This is a genomic window from Stappia sp. P2PMeth1 (assembly GCF_900185735.1).
Taxonomy (GTDB): domain Bacteria; phylum Pseudomonadota; class Alphaproteobacteria; order Rhizobiales; family Stappiaceae; genus Stappia.
Genome location: NZ_FYAW01000026.1, coordinates 1 through 15,557 on the forward strand (window position 1 = coordinate 1; position 15,557 = coordinate 15,557).

15 protein-coding genes are annotated in these 15,557 nt (G+C 69.6%); 10 read left to right on the plus strand and 5 right to left on the minus strand.

What is annotated here, in order from left to right; all coding sequences use genetic code 11:
• The 4 genes from P2PM1_RS18840 to P2PM1_RS18855 all read left to right on the plus strand — a co-directional run.
• Positions 1-1,552 (plus strand): SEL1-like repeat protein (locus tag P2PM1_RS18840; protein WP_186400118.1); only part of this gene is annotated, 1,552 nt, incomplete at its 5' end.
• A 234-nt stretch (positions 1,553-1,786) separates the two neighbouring features.
• A complete protein-coding gene (locus P2PM1_RS18845) occupies positions 1,787-2,722 on the plus strand; it encodes a sulfite exporter TauE/SafE family protein (RefSeq protein ID WP_186385850.1) in 936 nt (311 codons plus the stop codon).
• Positions 2,719-3,531, plus strand: a complete 813-nt coding sequence (locus tag P2PM1_RS18850; protein WP_186400119.1) for a TIGR02186 family protein — start codon at positions 2,719-2,721, stop codon at positions 3,529-3,531. The genes P2PM1_RS18845 and P2PM1_RS18850 overlap by 4 nt, the downstream gene beginning before the upstream one ends.
• Before the next feature lie 105 nt (positions 3,532-3,636).
• Positions 3,637-4,134 (plus strand): DUF3429 domain-containing protein, encoded by a 498-nt coding sequence (locus tag P2PM1_RS18855; RefSeq protein WP_186400120.1) that lies wholly within the window; start codon positions 3,637-3,639, stop codon positions 4,132-4,134.
• Positions 4,135-4,138: 4 nt separating this feature from the next.
• Here the strand turns inward: P2PM1_RS18855 and pdeM are convergent, their stop codons facing one another.
• Both pdeM and P2PM1_RS18865 read right to left on the minus strand, forming a co-directional pair.
• Entirely contained in the window at positions 4,139-4,864 is a 726-nt protein-coding gene (gene pdeM, locus P2PM1_RS18860; protein WP_244301569.1) for a ligase-associated DNA damage response endonuclease PdeM, read from the minus strand.
• Positions 4,861-7,389 (minus strand): ligase-associated DNA damage response DEXH box helicase, encoded by a 2,529-nt coding sequence (locus tag P2PM1_RS18865; protein ID WP_186400147.1) that lies wholly within the window; start codon positions 7,387-7,389, stop codon positions 4,861-4,863. The genes pdeM and P2PM1_RS18865 overlap by 4 nt, the downstream gene beginning before the upstream one ends.
• A gap of 77 nt (positions 7,390-7,466) precedes the next feature.
• Here P2PM1_RS18865 and P2PM1_RS18870 point away from each other — a divergent pair, with 77 nt between their 5' ends.
• The 5 genes from P2PM1_RS18870 (at position 7,467) to P2PM1_RS18890 (ending at position 11,923) form a co-directional block, all read left to right on the plus strand.
• Positions 7,467-8,561: a ligase-associated DNA damage response exonuclease gene (locus tag P2PM1_RS18870; protein ID WP_186400121.1), complete on the plus strand. Its 1,095-nt coding sequence runs from the start codon at positions 7,467-7,469 to the stop codon at positions 8,559-8,561.
• Positions 8,558-8,980, plus strand: coding sequence for a DUF4440 domain-containing protein (locus P2PM1_RS18875; protein ID WP_186385854.1), 423 nt, complete (start codon positions 8,558-8,560; stop codon positions 8,978-8,980). Before P2PM1_RS18870 ends, P2PM1_RS18875 begins: the two co-directional genes overlap by 4 nt.
• 19 nt (positions 8,981-8,999) lie before the next feature.
• Entirely contained in the window at positions 9,000-10,652 is a 1,653-nt protein-coding gene (locus P2PM1_RS18880) for a cisplatin damage response ATP-dependent DNA ligase (RefSeq protein ID WP_186400122.1), read from the plus strand.
• 91 nt (positions 10,653-10,743) lie between these two features.
• The gene (locus P2PM1_RS18885; RefSeq protein WP_186385856.1) at positions 10,744-11,364 is read left to right on the plus strand and encodes a 2-hydroxychromene-2-carboxylate isomerase; all 621 of its coding nucleotides are present in this window, start codon (positions 10,744-10,746) and stop codon (positions 11,362-11,364) included.
• A gap of 76 nt (positions 11,365-11,440) precedes the next feature.
• Positions 11,441-11,923 (plus strand): hypothetical protein, encoded by a 483-nt coding sequence (locus P2PM1_RS18890; RefSeq protein WP_186385857.1) that lies wholly within the window; start codon positions 11,441-11,443, stop codon positions 11,921-11,923.
• Positions 11,924-11,959: 36 nt separating this feature from the next.
• Here P2PM1_RS18890 and P2PM1_RS18895 read toward each other — a convergent pair whose 3' ends face one another.
• Positions 11,960-12,832 carry a thioesterase family protein gene (locus P2PM1_RS18895; RefSeq protein WP_186400123.1) on the minus strand — a complete coding sequence of 291 codons (873 nt, stop codon included), beginning with the start codon at positions 12,830-12,832 and terminating at the stop codon, positions 11,960-11,962.
• Positions 12,833-12,872: 40 nt separating this feature from the next.
• Positions 12,873-13,841, minus strand: coding sequence for an alpha/beta hydrolase (locus P2PM1_RS18900; RefSeq protein WP_186400124.1), 969 nt, complete (start codon positions 13,839-13,841; stop codon positions 12,873-12,875).
• 214 nt (positions 13,842-14,055) lie between these two features.
• Between P2PM1_RS18900 and P2PM1_RS18905 the strand changes: the two genes are divergently transcribed.
• Positions 14,056-14,535 carry a secondary thiamine-phosphate synthase enzyme YjbQ gene (locus P2PM1_RS18905; RefSeq protein WP_244292864.1) on the plus strand — a complete coding sequence of 160 codons (480 nt, stop codon included), beginning with the start codon at positions 14,056-14,058 and terminating at the stop codon, positions 14,533-14,535.
• A 13-nt stretch (positions 14,536-14,548) separates the two neighbouring features.
• Here P2PM1_RS18905 and pip read toward each other — a convergent pair whose 3' ends face one another.
• Entirely contained in the window at positions 14,549-15,499 is a 951-nt protein-coding gene (gene pip, locus P2PM1_RS18910) for a prolyl aminopeptidase (RefSeq protein ID WP_186400125.1), read from the minus strand.
• Positions 15,500-15,557 lie beyond the last annotated feature (58 nt).

Consider the following 15,557-nt stretch of genomic DNA (forward strand, 5'->3'; position numbering starts at 1 on the left):
GCGGCCGCTGGCCGGCGACCGCCGCGAGGGCCCGCGCGCCGACACGCCGCGCAGCCGCCGCGAGGACCTGGCGGAGGATCTGGCCGAGGACCTGCGCGCCGACATGCGAGCCGCCGCTCCCGCCGAGGCGGATGCGGACGAGGCCGGCGCCAAGGGCGGCGGCAGGCTGTTTTCCGCCGGTGGCCGCCGCGCCGTGATGCTGGCCGCCGCCGCCGTCATCATCGCCGTCGGCGCCCTGCAGATCTTCAAGCTGGTCTCGCCGGGCGACCGCGACGTTGCGGCGCTCGCCTCTCCGCCGGCCATCGAGACGACGGCCGAGGCCCCCGCCGCCATCGCCGCCGGCGAGCCCGCTGTGCAGGTCGCGAGCGCCGATGCCCTGGCGCGCGCAGCCTCCGAGGCGGCTCCGCCGGACAGGGTGGCCGTCGCGCAGGATACGATGCCGAAGGCCGAGGCGCCCGCCGACGCGGACAGGCCGGCGGCGGCGGACGGCAGCGGCATTGCCGGCGAGCCGACGCCCGATTTCGCCTTCGCGCCTCCCGCACTGTCGGGCGACGGGTTTTCGGCCGCGCCCGGCGCGCTTGCCGCGCCGCTTCCCGGGTCGCAATTCCAGGCGCCGGGCAGCGCTCCGGCCTCGCTCGACATCGCGGCGCTGCCGCCCGCTTCGGTGCCGGGCGCTGCCATCGGCGGCATCCCCGCGGAAGCCGGCCCGATCGCGCTGCGCCAGGCGGCGGCCAGCGGCGATCCGGCCGCGCTCTTCGCCATCGCCGTCAACTACACGGAAGGCACCGGCGTGCAGCCGGACCTGAAACTGGCTGCCAGCTACTATCGCAAGGCCGCCGATGCAGGCCTTGCCCCCGCCCAGTACCGCCTCGGCAGCCTCTACGAGAAGGGGCGCGGGGTGGAGAAGAACCTGGAGACGGCACGCGACTGGTATCGCCGCGCCGCCGAGCAGGGCAACGCCAAGGCCGCGCACAACCTCGCCGTGCTCTATGCCGAGGGACCGTCCGGCACGCCGGAGTTCAACGACGCCGCCTACTGGTTCAAGAAGGCCGCCAATTTCGGCCTGGCCGACAGCCAGTACAATCTCGGCATCCTCTATGCCCGGGGGCTCGGCCTCGAGAAGAACCTGGTGGAAAGCTACAAGTGGTTCGCCCTTGCCGCCCGCCAGGGCGACCGGGACGCCGGCAACAAGCGCGACGAACTGGCCAACATGCTCTCGCGCGAGCAACTGGCCGAGGCGCGCATCGCCGTCGAGACCTGGAAGGAAGCGCCGCGCGCCATGTCGGCCAACCAGGTGGAGTTCAACCCGGCCTGGAGCGTGCCCGCGGAGACCGAGGCCCCGCGCGCCAGCGTTGCGGCCGACCCGCGCGAACTGGTGATGAGCGTGCAGAAGCTGCTGGCCGAGCGGGGCTACGATCCGGGCACGCCGGACGGCCAGGCCGGACCGCGCACCCGAGAGGCGGTGCGCGCGTTCCAGGAGGCCAGCGGCCTGCCGGTGACCGGCACGATCTCGCCGGAACTGGTGAAGGCGCTGGCCGGGGAATCGATCTGATCCGGCACCTCCCGCCGCATCCAGGCGGGAGACCGGACGGGGACGGGAAAGGGTGCGGCGCGCTTTTGCCCGTTTCACGTTGACACAAGGGAAGGTCGCAGGCTTTATCCTCTGGAAAAGCATGGGCTTCCGGGGGGCTGCGCGTTTGCCTGCCACGGGCAGCGGACGCAGCGGGTCATTTCGTCAATCTTCACGCCGCCGGTCGGGGACGGGCGGCCAATCCGCCGGTGTGCCGTGCAAGTTTACCTGCCCATCGCCGAATTGCCGATCAACATGTTCATGGTGTTCGGGATGGGCGGCGCCGTGGGCTTCCTGTCGGGCCTGTTCGGCATCGGCGGCGGCTTCCTGCTCACCCCGCTGCTGATCTTCTCAGGCATACCGCCGGCCATCTCCGTCGCCACCGTCGCCAGCCAGATCGTCGCCTCGTCGACCTCCGGGGTCGTCGCCTATTGGCGGCGCCAGATGATCGACTTCAAGCTCGCCTGGGTGCTGCTGATCGGCGGTGTGCTGGGCTCGGCGTTCGGCGTCTGGCTGTTCGGCATCCTGCAGACGGTCGGCCAGCTCGACCTTGTCATCTCGCTGTCCTACGTCACCTTCCTCAGCACCATCGGCGGGCTGATGCTGTTCGAGTCGCTGCGCGCCATGGCCCGGCGGCGCTCGGGCGCCATCGTGACGGCGCGCCGGCCCGGCCAGCACAACTGGGTGCACGGCCTGCCGCTGAAGATGCGGTTCTACCGCTCGCGCCTCTATGTCAGCGTCATCCCGATCATCGGGCTCGGCGCGATCATCGGCTTCCTCGGCGCGGTGCTCGGCATCGGCGGCGGCTTCATGATGGTGCCGGCGCTGATCTATCTTCTGCGGGTGCCGACCAACATCGTCATCGGCACCTCGCTCCTCCAGGTCCTGGTGACCATGGCGGCGGCGACCGTGCTGCATGCGATGTCGACCCAGTCGGTCGACATCGTGCTGGCCTTGCTGCTGATGGTCGGCGGCGTCATCGGCGCCCAGTTCGGCGCGCGCATGGGCCAGAAGCTGCGCGGCGACCAGTTGCGCCTGCTGCTGGCGCTGCTGGTGCTGAGCGTCGGCGTCCGCTTCGCGGTGAACCTGCTGGTCGAACCCGACGAGCTCTATGCGGTCGATGCGGCCCCGATCCTGGAGCCGGCGAAATGACCGGCCGCCGTCTCGCCCTTGCGCGCCTTGCCCTGCGCCTGGTTCCTGCGCTTGCAGCGCTGGCGGCGGCGCTGGCGCTGGCGGGCGGCGCCGTGCGGGCGGAGAGCCTGGTCTCGGCCCTGTCGGCCGATGTGGTGCGCATCGAGTCCAACTATACCGGTACCAACATCGTCGTCTTCGGCGAGATCGCCCGCGACGCGGCGACCGTCGGCCGGCCGGATGCCTACGACATCGCGGTGATCGTCTCCGGTCCGGAAACCGATGTCACGACCCGCCGCAAGGGGCGCTTTCTCGGCATCTGGGTGAACCGGGATTCGGAGGTCTTCGCCGACGTGCCGAGCTTCCTCGCCGTGCACACGACCCGGCCCGCCCATGAACTGGCGCCGCGTCCGCTGCTGGAGGAGCACCGCATCGGCCTGCGCTACCTCAACCTGCGGATCGCGCGCGCCTCCAATGTGCCGATCGGCGACCGCAGCAATTTCCGCGCCGCCTTCCTGCGCCTGCGCCTTGCCAGCGGGCTTTATGCGGAACGCTATGGCGTCATCGATTTCCTGAGCGAGTCGCTGTTCCGCACGTCGGTGCCGCTGCCGGCCAACATCCCGGTCGGCGACTACAGGGTGACGGTCTATCTGCTGCAGGGCGGCACGCTGCTGGCCGAGCAGGAACTGCCGCTGCGCGTCGCCAAGACCGGCTTCGAGCAGCACACCCACTGGTTCGCGCACCAGTATTCGGCGGCCTACGGCCTGCTGGCCGTGCTGCTGGCGGTGTTCACCGGCTGGCTGGCCGGAGTGATCTTCCGCCGCGATTGACGCGTATCCGCAGACAGGTGCCTTGAGCATATTCTCGTCGTTCAGGTCATTCCACCTGATCGAAAAGAAAGCGCTCTAGGGCAACGCGAATGTGTGGAGGCGAACGTGGCAGGGAGCAAACCCGATCTCACCCGCTTTGCGGCCCAGCCGGGTCCGGCCGTCGCCGTGCGGCTCGGCTATGCCGGGCTGCTCCCCTTCGTCTTCGGGGCCGCCTATCTCGGCCTTTCGGCCATTCCGGGCACCGAACTCCCGTTCGCCCGGACGGTCGCCTACGCCACCGCGGTCTATGGCGCGGTCATCCTGTCGTTTCTCGGCGGGGTGCGCTGGGGGATCGCAATGGCGGGGCGTCAGCGCGGCATGCGGGAATTCGCATATTCCGTGCTGCCGTCGCTGGTGGGATGGATTGCCGCCCTGCTGCCGCCGGTGGTGGCGATGGCGGTGCTGGCAGGCGGCTTCCTGATGCAGGGGGGCGGAGACCAGAGAGCCGCGGCCAAAGGGTCACTGCCGCTATGGTACGCCGCCTTGCGACGGCGGCTGAGCGTGGCGGTGACGCTGTCCCTGCTGGTCGCGGCCGCCGGCCTGCTGCTCGGCGGCATTGCGTAACCGCTCAGTCGGCGACGAGGCGGGTGGCGGTGAAGGGATAGAGCCGGCCTTCGCCGAGCATGAAGACCGAGAATTCGCGGGCCGGGAAATACGGCCCCCAAGCCTCGTCGAGGACGTTGAGGCCGCCGGTGAAGACGCCGAAGGCGGGCAGCACCAGCCGGGTGCCGTCGGTGGCGAAGCACGGCCGGCGCACGCTGCGGCCATAGCGGCGGATGCGGGCGGCCGGGTGCAGATGTCCGGCGATCTCGCCCAGCGGCGCGTCGCCGTGAGGTTCGTGGCGGAAGACAAGCCCGCCGAGCGCGACCTCGTCCACCGTCTCGCCGCACAGGCCGACCGGGGCGATGGGGTCGTGATTGCCGGTCACCCAGATCCACTCCCGCCCGAGCTGCAATGTCGTCAGCATCGCCCGGTAGGCGACCGGAAGCCGGTCGGAGCCTTCCCGGTCGTGGAAGCTGTCGCCGAGGGCGATCACCCGCGTCGGCTGGAAGGCATCGATGGCCTCGGCCAGTTTTTCCAGCGTCGCGGCCGTGTCGTAGGGGGGAAGCATCAGCCCCTTGCGGGCGAAGGAGGAGCCTTTCTCGAAATGCAGGTCGGCGACGACGAGCGTGTGCTCGTCCGGCCACCACATGGCACCGCTGTCGTGAAGGCCGACGATTTCGCCCGCGATGGAGATGTCGTGACACACGGGTGCAAAGCGTCGCGCTTCGTTGCGGGCAAGAAACGGCCTCACTCCATAGCCTCCTTGACCAGATCGCCAGCGGCCCCTGCGAGAAGCGCTTCCTGCGCCTCGCCGAACACGGGTTCCTTGCCGGTCTCCAGCATCACCGGAACGGCAAGCGGCGAAACCCGCGCAAGCGGAGTATGCGCGATTCGCCCCCGAATTCGGGCAAGAAGTTCGCCCAATCTGGAGATATCCAGAAGTCCTGTCGCCGCGTCCGCGAAGGTCGCCTGCAGCAGGATGTGGTCCGGCTCGTGCCGGCGCAGCACGTCATAGATCAGATCGGCGGAGACCGTAACCTGCCGGCCGCTCTTTTCCTGGCCCGGATGACGCCGCTCGATCAGCCCGGCGATCACCGCGCAGGTGCGGAAGGTGCGCTTCATCAGGCTCGATTCCGCCAGCCAGGCGTCGAGATCGTCGCCCAGCATGTCCTCGTCGAAAAGCTGGTCGAGCGACAATTGGCCGCGCATCATCAGGGCGTCGAGGTCGGCCAGCCCCCACACGGCCAGCGCGTAGTCATTGGCGACGAAACCCATGGGTTGGGCGCCGATCCGCTCCAGCCGCCGGGTCAGCAGCATGCCGAGCGTCTGGTGGGCGAGCCGCCCCTCGAACGGATAGCAGACGAGATAGTGCTTGTCCGCGCGCGGGAAGGTCTCGACCAGCAGCCCGTCGGGCTGCGGCAGGGCCGAGCGCAGCTTCTGGATCTCCAGCCACTCGCGCACCTGGTCAGGCAACTCCCGCCAGCTCGCCGGGTCGGCGAGCATCGCCCGCACCCCGGCGGCGAGATAGGTGGAGAGCGGAAACTTGCCGCCCTGGTAGGACGGGATCTTCGGCGCCTCGGCGCGGGCGCGCGAGACATAGGCCTCGTTCTCGCGCAGGCCCTCGAAGCGCAGGATCTCGCCGGCGAAGAGGAAGGTGTCGCCGAGGGCGAGCTGTTCGACGAACCATTCCTCGATCTCGCCGAGCATGCGCCCGCCGCGGCCGATCGGCGTGCGCCGGCCTTCCGACTTCGAGCGCACCAGGCGGACCTTGAGCATCGGCGCCTCGACGATGGTGCCGACATTGAGCCGGTATTGCTGGGCGACCTTGGGGTGCGACAGGCGAAAGCGCCCGTCCGGCTGCCGCTTCAGCCTTGCGTAGCGGTCATAGGTCCTGAGCGCATAGCCGCCGGTGGCGACGAAATCGACCACCTGCTCGAAGCGCTCCCAGGAAAGGTCGCGATAGGTCTCGGCCGAGCGGATCTCGTCGAACAGCTCCAGCGGGTCGAACGGGCCGGCGCAGGCGCAGCCGAGCACATGCTGGGCAAGCACGTCGAGCGCGCCCTTGCGCAAGGGCGGCGTGTCCTGCTTGCCGGCGCGCGAGGCATCGAGCGCGGCCTTGCACTCCAGCACCTCGAACCGGTTGGCCGGCACCAGGATGGCGCGCGAGGGCTCGTCCATGCGGTGATTGGCGCGGCCGATGCGCTGGGCAAGGCGGCTTGCCCCCTTGGGCGCGCCGACATTGATGACGAGATCGACATCGCCCCAGTCGATGCCAAGGTCGAGCGAGGAGGTGCAGACGATGGCGCGCAGGGCGCCGGAGGCCATCGCCGCCTCGACCTTGCGCCGCTGGCCGACATCGAGCGAGCCGTGATGCAGGGCGATCGGCAGGTTGTCCTCGTTGGCGTGCCACAGCGCCTGGAACAGCATTTCCGCCTGCGAGCGCGTGTTGACGAAGACCAGCGAGGTCCGGTGCCGCGCGATGATCCGGTAGATGTCGGGCACCGCATGGCGGGCCGAGTGTCCCGACCAGGGCAGCCGCTCGTCGCTGTCGAGGATGGTGATGTCGGGCTCGGCCCCGCCCGCCACCGTGACGAGATCGGAGAGCGCGCGGGGCGCGCCCTCGCGCTGCGGCACCAGCCAGGCGCGCAGGTCGTCCGGCTCGGCGACGGTCGCCGACAGGCCGATTGAGCGCAGGGACGGGGCGATCCGGCGCAGCGCCGCAAGTCCGAGGGCAAGCAGGTCGCCGCGCTTGGAGGTGACCAGCGCATGCAATTCGTCGAGGATCACCGTGTCGACGCTAGCCAGCATCTCGCGCCCCTGCGCATCCGACAGCAGCAGGGCGATCTGCTCCGGCGTCGTCAGCAGGATGTCGGGCGGAACCTGTTTCTGCCGCTGCCGCTTGTGCGCGGGCGTGTCGCCGGTGCGGGTCTCGATGCGGATGTCGAGGCCGATCCCGGCGACGGGAGCCTCCAGGTTGCGGGCAATGTCCACCGCCAGCGCCTTCAGCGGCGAGATATAGAGCGTGTGGACGCCTTGCCGCGCGCCGGCCGAACCGGGCTTGCGGCGCGGGCGCTGCGACAGGGCGACGAGGCTGGGCAGGAAGCCGGCCAGCGTCTTGCCGGCGCCGGTCGGGGCGATCAGGAGCACCGAGCGCCGCGTGCGCGCGGTCTCCAGCAGCTCGAGCTGATGCGCGCGCGGGCTCCAGCCGCGGCTTTCGAACCAGCGGGAGAAACGTTCCGGCAGCAGGGGCGGCGCGGTGGCATCCATCGGCTTCAGAGATAGTTGTTCCGTGTCTGTTCGTCGAGCCGCGATCCATTCCCAACCGGCCCGAACGCCCCTACATAGGAAAGATGATGCGTGAGGCTTCCTCTTCCGCCGGGACCGCCGGTGGCGACGTGCTGACCCTGACGGCGGAAGGGCTCTACTGTCCGGCCGGCGGGTTTCACATCGATCCCGTGCGTCCCGTCGACCGCGCGCTGGTGACCCATGGCCATGCCGACCATGCGCGCCCCGGCAACGGTGCGGTGATGGCCTCGCGCGAGACGCTCGACATCATGGCGATCCGCTACGGCGAGGATTTCACCGGCGTCCGCCAAGAGGCCGTGCCGGGCGAGGCGGTCCGGATCGGTGACGTTTCCGTCTCCTTTCATCCGGCGGGCCATGTGCTCGGCTCCATGCAGGTGAAGATCGAGACGGCGCAGGGCATGCGCACCGTCGTCTCCGGCGACTACAAGCGCCAGGCCGACCCGACCTGCGCCCCGTTCGAGCCGCTGGCCTGCGAGGTCTTCGTCACCGAGGCGACCTTCGGCCTGCCGGTGTTCCGCCATCCGCCGGTGGCCGATGAGATCGGCAAGCTGCTGAAGAGCCTGTCGCTGTTCCCGGAGCGGACGCATCTCGTCGGCGCCTACTCGCTCGGCAAGGCGCAGCGGGTGATCGCCGAACTGCGCGCCGCCGGTTACGGGCGCACGATCTACCTGCACGGGGCGCTGGAGCGGCTTTGTGCCTATTATCAGGCGCAAGGGATCGACCTCGGCAGCCTCGAACCGGTCGGGCGGCAGGCGAAGGAACTGGCCGGCGAGATCGTGCTGTGCCCGCCGGGGCAGCTTGCCGACCGCTGGGCCCGGCGGTTCGGCGACCCGGTGACGGCGGTGGCCAGCGGCTGGGTGCGGGTGCGGGCGCGCGCCCGCCAGCGCGGCGCCGAACTGCCGCTGGTGATCTCCGATCATGCGGACTGGGACGGTCTGCGGGAGACGGTGGCGCAGACCGGGGCCGGCGAGATATGGGTTACGCATGGCGCCGAGGACGCTCTCGTCCACTGGTGCCGGCAGCAGGGGCTGGCCGCCCGTCCGCTCAACCTCCTCGGCTATGGCGACGAGGGCGATGCGGCGGAGCCGGCAGGCAAGGGCAAGGCGGCGGAAACGGCCGCCGGGATCGGGAGCGAGACATGAGCGAAGAGCAGCGGGAACCGGACGGTCTGGCGGAGCCGGACGAGGGCTACGACGAGGATCTTCTCGATCTGTTCGACGACTATCGCGAGTCCTTCGAGGACTACGACGCGGAAGGGGTGGCCGACTGCTTCGCCTATCCGGCGGTGATCTGGCAGTTCGGCAAGGGCAATGTCTTCCAGGACGAGGAGGAACTGCTCGAGAATATCGAGACGCTGTTCGCCGCGCTGGAAAAGGAAGGGGTGGTGACCTCGGCCTTCGACATTCTCTCCGCCCATGTGGAGGGCGATGCCGCCATGGCGACGCTCACCTGGACCCAGTCGGACGCCGACGGCGAGCCGGTGATCGAGTTCACCTGCCACTACCATCTGATCTATGACGGCGATGCCTGGCGCATCGCCATGATCGTCAACGAGCCCTGAGGCGCTCCGGCGAGGGACGATGCAGCGTTTCGCCGCCCTGCTGGACAGGCTGTCCTTCGAGCCGCGCCGGTCCGCCAAGCTCGCGCTGATGGCGGACTATTTCCGCAGCGAGAGCGACCCGGCGCGGGGGCTGGCGCTTGCTGCGCTGACCGGCGGTCTCAACTTCCGCCACGCCAAGCCGGCGATGCTGCGGGCGCTGGTGGCCGAGCGGGTCGATCCGCACCTGTTCGAGCTCTCCTACGACTTCGTCGGCGACCTTTCGGAGACCATCGCGCTGATCTGGCCGGCGGCGGAAGGCGGGGAGAACGCGCGGCCGGAATTGCCCGAGGTGGTGCAGCGGCTGCAGCAGGCCGGGCGCGGCGAGGCGCCCGGCATGATCGCCGGATGGCTCGATGCGCTCGACGAGACCGGCCGCTGGGCGCTGCTGAAGCTGGTGACCGGGGGGCTGCGCGTCGGCGTCTCCGCGCGCCTTGCCAAGACGGCGGTCGCCGCGCTCGGCCCATTGCAGGCGGACGATATCGAACAGGTCTGGCATGGGATGTCGCCGCCCTATGACGGCCTGTTCGCCTGGGCGCTGGGCGAGGGGGAGCCGCCGCAAACCGACGATCCGGTGCCGTTCCGCCCGGCGATGCTGGCGCATCCGCTGGAGCCGCGCGACATCGAGGCGCTGGATACGGCCGACTTCGCAGCCGAGTGGAAATGGGACGGCATCCGCGTGCAGGCCGCCGCGTCGAAGGGGCAGGACGGGCGCCTGCGCCGGCGGCTCTACAGCCGGACGGGCGACGACATTTCGGCCGCCTTTCCGGATCTGGTGGAGACGCTCGACTTCGATGCCGCGCTCGACGGCGAACTGCTGGTGGTGATCGACGGCATCGCCCAGAGCTTCAACGCCCTGCAGCAGCGCCTCAACCGCAAGACCGTCTCGGCGAAGCTGATGCGCGAACTGCCGGCGGCGATCCGGGCCTATGATCTGCTGGCGCTCGGCGGCGAAGATCTGCGCGAGCGGCCCTTCCGCGAGCGCCGGGCGCTGCTGGAGCGGTTTCTCGGCGAGCTCGACCATCCGCGCATCGATCTGTCGCCGCTGGTGCCATCACCCAACTGGCAGGCGCTGGCCCGGGCCCGCGAGGCGCCGGCCGACCATCACGAGGGCGAGGATGCCGCGGCGATCGAGGGCCTGATGCTGAAGCGCTGGGACGCGGCCTATGTGCCGGGCCGGCCCAAGGGCCAGTGGTACAAGTGGAAGCGCGACCCCTTCCGCGTCGATGCGGTGCTGATGTATGCGCAGCGCGGCCACGGCAAGCGCTCCTCCTATTATTCCGACTACACGTTCGGCGTTTGGCGGGAGGGCGGGGAGGGGGCCGAGCTCGTGCCGGTCGGCAAGGCCTATTTCGGCTTCACCGACGAGGAGCTGCTGGAGATCGACCGCTTCGTGCGCCAGAACACTATCAACCGCTTCGGCCCGGTGCGCGAGGTGCGGCACGAGCCGCAGGCGGGGCTGGTGATCGAGGTCGCCTTCGAGGGGCTGAACCGCTCCCCCCGCCACAAGTCCGGCCTGGCGATGCGCTTTCCCCGCGTGGCGCGGCTGCGCTGGGACAAGCCGCCGGCGGAAGCCGACCGGATCGAGACGCTGCTGGCCCTGCTGCCGCAGGACGAGGTCTCTGCCGCAACTTGATATTCCCGCGGCGTGGCCCGAGGTCACTTGATTGCCGGACCGTCCCGTCGCAGGGTGCCTCGCAACGAGTCCCGAGCGAGGTCCGCAGCGCATGCAACGTGTCATCGACTATTACTACACCCACGCCTCTCCCTGGGCCTATCTGGGCCACACGACCTTTCTGGAGATGGCGGACAGGCTCGGCCATGCGGTGCGTTTTCGGCCGGTGTCGCTGGCTGCCGTCTTTCCCGAGAGCGGCGGCCTGCCGCTGGCCCGGCGCCACCCGATGCGACAGGCCTACCGGCTCATCGAACTGCAGCGCTGGCGCGCCCATCGCAAGCTGCCGCTGACGCTGCAGCCGGCGTATTTTCCGGTCAATCCGGAGCTTGCCGACAGGATTGCCGTGGCGCTGGCCGTCGATGGCGGGCCGGTTGCCGCCTATTCGCAGGCCGCGTTCGAAGCGCTGTGGGTGAACGAGAAGGACATTGCCGAGGAAGCGGTGCATGTCGAGATTCTCGCCGGCCTCGGTCTCGATCCGGAGCGGGTGATCGGCCAGGCGGGCGAGAAGACGACCGTCGAGCGCTATGAAGCGCACCATGCCCAGGCCCTTGCCGAGGGCGTGTTCGGGTCGCCGAGCTATGTGCTGAACGGCGAAGTGTTCTGGGGACAGGACCGGCTGGGCCTGCTGGAGGAGGCCCTGGAGAGCGGCCGGCCGCCCTTCGAACTGCCGTGATCGCGCGGCCTGCTGCCGCGCTTTCGCCATGCCGGTCCGCTACCACGCTACTCGGTTCCGACCCGCGGAGAGCGATATGAAGAGGATAGCATTCTGCCTGGCATTTGGTTTCGCCGTCAGTCCTCTTGTGGCGCTGGCGCAGTCCGGTGACCGGCCCGATGTCGACCCCGACCGCTACGTGCTGTCGCCGGCCGGCGACAGCTTCCTGCGGCTCGACCGCCAGAGCGGGCGCATCGCCCAATGCCTCAAGCGCGAGGAGGGCTGGCGCTGCGTTCTGGTGCCCGATGCCCAGATCGTTCTGGAACAGGAGATCGCGCGTCTGTCCGACGAGGTGGCGAGCCTGCGCGCGGAAAACCGGCGCCTGGCCGAAAAGGCCGGCGAGCCGGCGCTGGAGGAGGGCAAGCCACGCGCGGCCCCCGGCGGCAGCGGCAGACACGCCCTGACCCCGGAGGAGGAGAAGGAGATCGACCGGGCGATGGACTTCACCGAACGGGCGATGCGCCGCTTCTTCGGGTTGATGAAGACCCTGCGCGAGGAATATGACAGCTTCGCCCGATGAAGCGGCCGCGGAGGCGGCCGCGCCATCGTCGGGCCGTCATCTCTTCATCGCGTCCTTGACGATGGCGCCGCGCACCTGATCCTCGAGCCGGACGGCCCGCCGCGTCTTCAGGCTCATGGTCAGCGCGACCACGTCGCAGATCAGTGCCAGCCGGTTTGTGCGCGCCTCGAACAGATAGTGGCGGAACGAGAAGGTCGAGGCCGCCGCGCCGGTCACCCCGCTGAGCGTCATCACCGTGTCGCCGAGCTTCAGCGGACTGGTCCAGACGAGCTTCATCTCGACGGCGACGCGGCCGAGGTCGCGCGCCTCGAGCCAGGCCTCGGTCATCGGCGTGCGGTTCCACAGATGCGGGGCGGCCTCGCTGAAACAGGCGAGGGCGAAGGCGTCCTCGGCGCGTCCGTCCGGCCCGATATGGCGGGGCAGAACCGTCGCCCGATGGGTGAGGGTCCCGCCGGCGGCCTCGACCTGGCGGGCGGTGAGCGAGGTCGCCTCCGGCGTCGTCGCCAGGCCGCGCGGCAGGGCGGCGTCCGGCATCGGAGCGGCGGCGGCGTCGAAGCGTTTGCGCAACTCGCGCGCCATCTGGTCCGATGGGGCATAGCCGTCGACCGCGGTCGCCGCGAGGGCGCCGTCGATGGTGCGCCGCAATTCGTGCACCACCGTGAGCATGTAGGGGCCGTCGAAGGCAATGTGGCTGGTCATGACCAGCGTGTCGCCGGAATAGAGCTCCGCGTGATAGCGCACATGCCGGGCGCGACGGACGCCGGCGAGCGCGTCGCTCAAGCCCGTCAGCAGGCGAAACTGGCGGTCGGCCTCGTCGAAGCGCGCCAGGTAGAACTGGACGTTGAGATGATCGTTCTCATCGCATTCCCAGCAGTTCACGAAGGAAAACAATGTCTCGAAGGCAGGCATGATCGGCTCCTCGGGAGCATGTGGGACTGGATGGAAAGGGTCAGGCCAAGGCGAGGCTGCGGACGAGGAAGTCCTCGACCGCCCGGTTGCTCGCCCGGGCGATCTCCAGATCGAAATGCTGGAAGACGTGGCAGCCTCCCGGATGGACGGCGAGTTCGGCCGGGTTGCCGGCCGCCGTCCAGCGGGCCTGCATGAACAGCGTGTCGTCGAGCAGGGGATCGGCGCTGCCGACGACGAAATGCGCCGGTATCAGTCCGGAAAGATCGGCGAGCAGCGGCGAGATGTCGGGATCCGCCGGGTCGTCGCCCTGCGCCAGATAGTGGCGGACGAACATCTTCAAGTCGCGGGTGTTGAGCACCAGCTTGTCGTCGCCCCAGGCGCGGGCGCTCGGCGTCAGCCGCAGGTCGAAGCAGCCGCAGGCGAACACGGCGGCACCGAAGCGCGAGGGCAGGCCGGCGTGTCCGCGCAGCCGCAGCAGCACGGTGGCGGCAAGGTGCGCGCCGGCCGATTCGCCGCCGATGGCGAACCGGTTGCCGCCGAACAGCTTTTCTCCCTCGCGCAGCAGCCAGGCCGCCGCCGCCTCGCAGTCGTCCGGCCCTTGCGGATAGGGGTGCTCCGGCGCCAGCCGGTAGTCGCAGGAGACGGCGGTGAGGCCCGTCGCCTCGGCGATCTCGGCAAGGCGCGGGTCCTGCTCGTCGGCCGCGCCCAAGGTCCAGCCGCCGCCATGCAGGTGCAGATAGGCGCCGGTGGACGGGCGGGTCCTCGGCTCCAGGATGCGCAGGCGCACCTCGCCATGGGGACCGGGAATCGCGATGTCGCGCGCATGCGGCGAGCGGGGCGGCCGCGGGAAGGGGCCAAGCCCTTCCGCCCGTCGTTCGCGGATCACCGAGGGCGGGTAGGACCACTGGTCCGGCAACAGGCTCAGGCGCCGCAGCAGGTCGCGGTTGAAGGCCCGCGTCTGCTCGGAGACCTCTCCGAAGGGCGTGGTGCAAGATTGGTCTGCGGCCATGTCGCCTGGCGCCCCGTCTGCCTGTCGTGCCTGAAGGAAGATTCCAACGCGCAGGCTACTGGCATGACACCCCCCTGCCAAGCCCCAACCCGTTAAAGCCATTGATCTATCGGCAGGTCCGACGAGAGAGGGGGCGGCGACCGCCGATTTGCCCGCCTTGCGTGCGACAGGCACTGACTGCATACTCCGTCCCCGTGGCGAGGCAGGCGGAACCATGCGGCAGAGCTATCGCAACCCGACCTTTGAAACCTGGACCTTCGAGGACGACGGGCTCGACCTGCGCCAGCGCATGGGGCGGCTGATGGTCGCGACCACGGGACAGCGCTTCTACGGCATCGGCCGCAGCCTCGGGGCCTGGCTGGCCGAGCAGAATGCCCGCGACGGCGAGCTGTCGGTGTTTCTCCGGCACACCTCGGCCTCGCTGACCATCCAGGAGAACGCCGATCCGGACGTGCAGGCCGACCTGCTCGACGCCTTGGCGCGGCTCGCGCCGGAGGATGCCGGCTGGCGCCACCGCTCGGAAGGACCCGACGACATGCCGGCGCATGTGAAGACCATGCTGACCGGCGTCAGCCTGCGGGTGCCGGTGGTGGCCGGGCGGCTGGACCTCGGCACCTGGCAGGAGGTCTATCTGGTGGAGCACCGGCGCGACAGCCAGCAGCGCAGCCTGACGCTGCGCTATCTGGGCACCTGAGCCGGCTCCGCCGTCAACCGTCCGCGAACTTGCGGCAAGCCTCGACCAGGGCCGCGACGATGCCGGGCTCGCTGGCCGCGTGGCCCGCATCCTCGATGATCTTCAATTCCGCCTCGGGCCAGACGGCGGCAAGGTCGACGGCATTCTTCGCCGGCGTCACCACGTCATGCCGGCCGTGCACGATGACCGCCGGAATATGGCGGATCCGCCCGACATTGCGCAGCAACTGGTCGTCATGGGTCAGGAAGCCGCCATTGACGAAGTAATGCGTCTCGATGCGGGCGAAGGCATGGGCATAGTGCGGATCGGAGAAGGCCGCCTCGCGCGCCGGGTCGCGCAGGACCGAGAGGGTGGAGCCCTCCCAGCGGGCCCAGCGTGTCGCCGCCTCGAATTGCATCGCCTCGTCCGGACCGGTGAGGCGCCGGTGATAGGCGGAGATCATGTCGTTGCGCTCGTCCTCGGGGATCAGATCGCGGAACGGCGCGAACAGGTCCGGATAGAGCCAGCTTGCTCCCTCCTGGTAGAACCACAGCAATTCCGCCCGGCGGAGCAGGAAGATGCCGCGCAGAACCAGCGCGGTGACCCGCTCGGGATGGGTCTGCGCATAGGCCAGCGTCAGCGTCGATCCCCAGGAGCCGCCGAACACCTGCCAGCGGTCGACGCCCAGATGCTCGCGCAGCCTTTCGATGTCGGCGACGAGATCCCAGGTGGTGTTCTCGCGCAGCTCCGAATGCGGCGTCGAACGGCCGCAGCCGCGCTGGTCGAACAGGACGATCCGGTAGCGGGAGGGATCGTGAAAGCGGCGCATGATCTCGCCTGCGCCCCCACCGGGCCCGCCATGCAGCATCACCACGGGGATGCCCTGCGGATTGCCGCATTCCTCGAAATACAGCGTGTGCAGCTCGCTGACGGCAAGCTGTCCGGTGCGATAGGGGTCGATGGGCGGAAAAAGCGCGTCGGTCATGGTCGGGTCCGTCTGCACGGGTCGTGTGGGGAGGGGAAGGTAGCGCGAAGTCCTGCGG

Bases quoted from the DNA above. Each gene is read 5' to 3' on its own strand.
- P2PM1_RS18850 (WP_186400119.1), top strand. From the start codon at position 2,719: ATGACCGGCCGCCGTCTCGCCCTTGCGCGCCTTGCCCTGCGCCTGGTT.
- P2PM1_RS18870 (WP_186400121.1), top strand. From the start codon at position 7,467: ATGCGTGAGGCTTCCTCTTCCGCCGGGACCGCCGGTGGCGACGTGCTG.
- P2PM1_RS18875 (WP_186385854.1), top strand. From the start codon at position 8,558: ATGAGCGAAGAGCAGCGGGAACCGGACGGTCTGGCGGAGCCGGACGAG.
- P2PM1_RS18880 (WP_186400122.1), top strand. From the start codon at position 9,000: ATGCAGCGTTTCGCCGCCCTGCTGGACAGGCTGTCCTTCGAGCCGCGC.
- P2PM1_RS18885 (WP_186385856.1), top strand. From the start codon at position 10,744: ATGCAACGTGTCATCGACTATTACTACACCCACGCCTCTCCCTGGGCC.
- P2PM1_RS18890 (WP_186385857.1), top strand. From the start codon at position 11,441: ATGAAGAGGATAGCATTCTGCCTGGCATTTGGTTTCGCCGTCAGTCCT.
- P2PM1_RS18895 (WP_186400123.1), bottom strand. From the start codon at position 12,832: ATGCCTGCCTTCGAGACATTGTTTTCCTTCGTGAACTGCTGGGAATGC.
- P2PM1_RS18900 (WP_186400124.1), bottom strand. From the start codon at position 13,841: ATGGCCGCAGACCAATCTTGCACCACGCCCTTCGGAGAGGTCTCCGAG.
- P2PM1_RS18905 (WP_244292864.1), top strand. From the start codon at position 14,056: ATGCGGCAGAGCTATCGCAACCCGACCTTTGAAACCTGGACCTTCGAG.
- pip (WP_186400125.1), bottom strand. From the start codon at position 15,499: ATGACCGACGCGCTTTTTCCGCCCATCGACCCCTATCGCACCGGACAG.